Genomic DNA, 5,673 nt, shown 5'->3' on the forward strand with positions numbered 1-5,673 from the left:
GAATTATAGGGAAGATTAGCGCACTTACAATCCTACAATACATCAACTATAAAAACAACAAACCCATTGGCAAAGTTAAATATGCGCTAATTTAATTCCGCCAACGGGTATTACTTACAATCCGTACACTCGTCTGTTTAGAGGCAACTTGACCAAAGTTCTCAACAACTACTTTTATCTGGGATTTCCCGTTGGCTGTGATCACTTCCGGTTTCCGGACAGATAATATCGGTTCGATATATTTTACCCACGGAAGACGCGTATAACCGAATAGCATTTCTCCATTCTTCTTTTTCCCAAGAAGTTTCGAAGCAAATTCATCTTCTGTGATGCCATTCCCTTGACCGTCGAAGATGACGATCAGATCCTTACCCGACTGTTCTGTGCGGATTGGTTTGCAGCCTCTTCCAAAGTTGACTTCCGTGGAGGCTCCGAAACGTAAAGACGGAATATCTATTTCTGTTTGCGGATTAAAGTTGGATTCAGCCTTGATCAGAAGACGGATTTCTTTCGTCTTAGCCGTAATAGGCTTTTTATCCAATAATGTCATCAGAACTCCCGGATTCAAAGGAAGGCTGATGTTTTTTGAGCTGTGCCGATCGTTCGGCTTATCTTCATTCTTTAAAGTATCGATAACTGCGAAGTTAGCTTGAATAGCCCGGCCTTGTTCGTCTTGGAAGATCTTGATCCGTTCATATTTGAACCAGTCTTCTTTGGTTCCGTCTTTGTGTACGGCAATACCAGGCATATAAGCTTCTCCCGGATCTGTTACCCATTTGACACCGTCTTTAGAACGCAGATAAAAAGCGACGCGTCCTAGCCAGTCATTGACAATAGCATGATATTGAACGGAATCTCTCCATACAACAGGATCTTCGAATTCTCCTTCCACTGGAGGATAAATTCGTTGGTCGCTGATCTGGTTATAGGTTGATAATCCGTCCTGACTGATCCATACACCGCCTCCACGACAAACCATCAGATACGAACCATCTTCTCGCTGTGTAAAGGTAAGGTTGGATAATCCTTCGATGATTTTCCGGTCGCGAGGATCAAAATCGAATGTATGTTTTGTCCACGGGCCGTTCAGATTGTCCGATAAGTAATAATGATCAATCACATAAATCACATATTTCCCTGACCGGGTTTTGAATGCCTCCGGATTATGTCCTGGACCGATCGTATCCTGAATGAGATACGGACCGAAGCGATTATCAGAAGTTGTATGATAAACAATGGAACGAGGCCATTCGTGATGTCCTTTGGGAGAATCTTCCCGCCAGCCACAAACGAACAGATGATATTTTCCATCTTCACCTTTCAATATATTTCCACCCCAATAAGAACGGATACGATCTTCTATACCATTGTCGATAAAGCGGGGAACAACTTCCTTTGCTCCCCATGTATCAGCAGATAGTTTTCCGTTGGGCATGGGTTGAAAGCGGTCGGCAAAACGTCCGCCTTTTACTAATTGGCTCCATGAAGCCGGTCTTTCTCGTTCTGTAATCTGGGCCATTACCATTGTACTGGTACTCAAAAGAGCCAGCATACATCCTATCCATTTTTTCATACATCAGCTGTTTTTATAAGTTACGTTTTCCATGATTTCCGGTTGTTTTGAATCAGTCCACGGCAAGTGAATGCTCACATCAACAATCCAATGCAAAAAAAGGAGTTATTTCCCTTTGTGTTTATAACAAAACAGTGGAATAGTAACACAATTTCGATATTTATTGCTCAATATGTACCGAATGGATACCGGATCCTTGCAATGTTATAGTCTTTTCCTGACCGGAAACGGCTTGCATACATTGTAGCTGATCATCTCCGGTTGTCTGAACCTGAATGTCCCAACCAGAGGAAGTTGGCTGTATGGATAGAATATCTGTTGTATTGGCCTCAGGACGTACGGCTAGGCCGGCTGCACAATGAATATTCTCTACATGATAACGGCGGACCGGAACCATAAACTTCTTATCACCATAGCAGAATTCTGCTTTCACCTCGTCAGAATCACTTTTCCAGTCTGTATTCAGAAGAAGAAGGGTGCGGCGATTTCCTTCATCCCATACCGTAAAACCGACATGCGGCGAAGCAGCGATCCAACCTTTTTCGGGCTCTTCCTGGATAGATGAAGCGGCTAAGGTGTGTATGGTCTCTTCGTATGCGGAAACCAATGAGGATGCTATGGGATAATCCGGAGTGGCAAAGTAGATAATCCGGCCACTTCCGTATGGAATTTCATGTTTGCCTGTCATCGACCGATAGTCGTCTCCCAACATTTCCCGGATGATCTGATCGTTCTCGGGGAACCGGGTGGGCTGGTCCGGTTGCAGTTCGGCATTCAGATGAGCAGCCGACAGCAGCAAGGTCCCTCCGTCGAAGACATACTTTTGGATTCTTCGGAAATCATTCTCATCGTAGGTGTTCCAGCCTAAAAAGAGCATGAGCTTGTAACGGCTCATGACATCCTGTGGAGCTTCAACCGGCAGCAAATCAACCGGTCCGTAAGGGGTTGAGGTAAACCATCCGTCCGGTCCGCAGGCATTGACTGTATTCTCCGGGAAGAATACCCGCAGCAAGTCAAAGCTTTCACAGGCCTGGTTGAATTTCCATTTGTCTCCGTCTTGCGACCAGACAGATCCGCGGACAAACGACTTCCAGGCATCATTCCGTCCTTGGATAACGGCTATCCGGCTTTGTAGATCGCCTCGACGTGTATGTGTCTCGATGTAATCGAGGATCTGGTGTTGTGCGAACAGATGGGCTTTGCCGGATTCCGAATACCGGTCGTTGGCATATTCATCAGTCCACAAGGCTTCTTCGGTATTGATATGGGATGAACCATGCATATAGGCAACGGCCAGTGACATATAATGGCGCAACGCATGCTTCGGATCGGTAAACGGGAAAGATCCCCATTGCATGGCGTGTAATGAACCGTAAAGCGGACGGTTGTATGCGCGGGAAGCTCCTCGTAGAGAAGACAGGATGATTTCTTCCGGTCCATACATTTGTTCGGCTCCCAGCCATTCGTATCCGGCCTGATAGAAGTAACGGAACAGAGACGACGGACCGGTATGACGTGTACTTTCTCCTTTTGAATATCGCAGGTTGGCAACGAACTGACGGGCTCCGTCGGCCATATCGGTTATGCCTTGCGGATCGTGATGGATAAAGGTGCCATGGTCGGTATAGATCGGACGGTGTTTGGCAAAGATGCCACCGTAAGGACGGGTGCGGGCGGCCATGTCCGAGAACAAACCCTGGTATTTGAAATGCTGCCAGTAGTAATACCCACCGTCGTTCTCGTGTGCCTGCTTCCCTTTGAACTGGGGCGAAGCCAACGTCTCTAACGACGGATTGATACGGCTTCCGGCCAATGTCCGGCCTTCTACTTGCCAGGCATACGGTATCTTCAGCTGACTGAGTAATTGGGTATAATGACGGATGATTTCCGGATCGGCTATCCGGAATCCGCTCCATTGATAAGACGGACGGAACTGATACCAGTTTCCGACACGCTGACTGATATACCATTTGAAGAAGTAGTCGTAAGGCACGTACTGTTTGTCGATATAAATCTCATCTCCCGATGAAAGATAGATGGATTCGGTTGCCTTGTCGATCACTTGCCGGACTTGTACCTCTTCTTTCCGGTTTCCGTCGTCGAAGCATAACGAGATGGGTTGTCCGGCTGCTTCGGCACGGAATTCAACGACATGCAGCCCTTCTTCTTCGAAGACATACGTCTGTTCTTTCGGACTGGCTGCTCCGCTGGCTTGTACGTGCAAGGAGACCTGAGGACGGTTGGTTTCGACCAATACTCCAAACGCTGTCTGTTTGGTTACGTATTTGGGGACGGAGATGACTTCGTAGTCGCGGGCATATTCTTCGATTACTTCCAGCCGTTGCAAGGCATACGGATAGGCTGCCCGATGAGGCTCTTTGAGTAAAGAGAGTTTCAGGTCTCCGTTTCCTTGCAGGGAGTCGGGTAAGGGAATATAGAAGTCGGCTACGTTGGAAGCCCGGTCGAACATATTTCCCTGGAAGATCGTCTTTCCGTTGAACTCCAGTTTCCACATCGGCCAGCTACGAGTGGCCAGATTCACTCCCACCCAGTAATTGAAGTCGTCGGTTTTCTGGGCAAATTGGGTGAATGGAATGGAACAGACCTGTTTCTTTCCCTGTGTCAGCCGGGGAGCTTCTACCCAACAGGCTCCGCTGAAGTGAGTACCACCGATACGGATCAGCGCACAGGCAACAGGACGATTCAACTGAAAAGTACTCGAAACGGCCTGTTGTTTGCCGGTTCCTTCCGGAATCGGCATATACAGAACCGAATCCGGCTGGTCATAAATATCGTCTGCTGCCCGTCCGGCTTTCGGATAAAACAATTCGATTTCCAGACCAAAGTCTCCATCCGGAGAAACCGTCAGGTCTTGTTTCCTGACGACCGGAATGGTTACCGTCAGCTCTCCCGGCTTCAATAGCGAACCACTGATCCGATAATAGGCATGTCGTTCAAACGGATCATTATCTCCTTTAAAATACAACGAATACCGGTCTTTCTTCCGAATGATTGAATCCAGGTTATCGTCAATATAGAATTCCGATCTTCTGAACATTTCTTCTCCTCTGCTTTCGAAGGGAGCCGGCATCTGGATACCGCCTACAACACGCAGAAACTTTCGGGTCGGAATCGAACCTTGTCCGATCTGTACGGTTTGTGTAATTCCCTGGTCCGGTTGAAGCAGATACGCTTCCTGTCCTTTTTCGGGGGTAAAGACAACGGTCCGGATTTCTTTCCAAGAGGTATCAGCCTTGACTGCGAATGAAGAGAAGAAGCTAAGACTGAAGAAAAGGATGAATATGTTTTTCATACCTATTAAACGATTGATAAAGTTGTGCTTATTCATTTTTATGGATTAAATCTTGCGGATAAAGATAATGTTTTTTGGGGAATTGATGAAGTGTTCATGTAAACAACTTAACAACTAATAGTTTTCCAAGATAAATTATCTTTTTCTTCATTCAGGGCTGACTTGTTATAATTGGAGGGATGTCTAAAAAGTATTTATCTTTAGAGTGTCAAATGGATAATTATAAAAGATCATAGGAGTAATGAAAATGTTCTCTTTATTAGAAAAAGTATAATTTGGAAACTATCTTGGACGGAAAGGAAATATCTGTAGCTAAAAACGAAAACCAGTAAAAATGATTGTAATACGTCGGTCTTATAACTGTTTCCAAGAAATACATAAGAATTTTTGTTTTTGATAGATTGAATTATAGATGTTATCTATAATGAAAGGATTTAAAGTGCTGTGTTTATATTTTTGATAAAAAGATTATCGATAATTGAAAAAATCCTCTATCTCATATCCATGATTTGTACAGAGAAGAGGATTTCATTTGCATAGAATAAATTACTAAACGATTTTATTATTTAATTTATAAATAACGTTATTTGTATTTATTAATAAGAGTGCTAGTATGTGTATAACTTGAATTTAACCAATAAACCTTTATGATCTGTAGGCCAAACAGCCAATGGGATGATAAAACGATCTTTGGAAGTTTCCTTGATACGCTGGCTTTTACAAATACTTCCTTCCGGGCCAAAAATAACCGCATCTTTTACAGACAGTCCTTCTGCAGGATAATAGA

General features: G+C 44.7%; 2 protein-coding genes and 1 pseudogene. All 3 read right to left on the minus strand.

Features of this window, described 5'->3' with window-relative positions; genetic code table 11:
* Nucleotides 1–91 precede the first annotated feature (91 nt).
* Nucleotides 92–1,573: a glycoside hydrolase family protein gene (locus tag MUN53_RS18050; protein ID WP_243326797.1), complete on the minus strand. Its 1,482-nt coding sequence runs from the start codon at nucleotides 1,571–1,573 to the stop codon at nucleotides 92–94.
* Between the two features lie 160 nt (nucleotides 1,574–1,733).
* Nucleotides 1,734–4,886 (minus strand): hypothetical protein, encoded by a 3,153-nt coding sequence (locus MUN53_RS18055; protein WP_243326799.1) that lies wholly within the window; start codon nucleotides 4,884–4,886, stop codon nucleotides 1,734–1,736.
* A 608-nt stretch (nucleotides 4,887–5,494) separates the two neighbouring features.
* A pseudogene (locus MUN53_RS18060) lies at nucleotides 5,495–5,673 on the minus strand (endonuclease/exonuclease/phosphatase family protein); the annotation flags it as partial.

The organism is Parabacteroides faecalis (genome assembly GCF_022809355.1).
Lineage (GTDB): Bacteria > Bacteroidota > Bacteroidia > Bacteroidales > Tannerellaceae > Parabacteroides > Parabacteroides faecalis.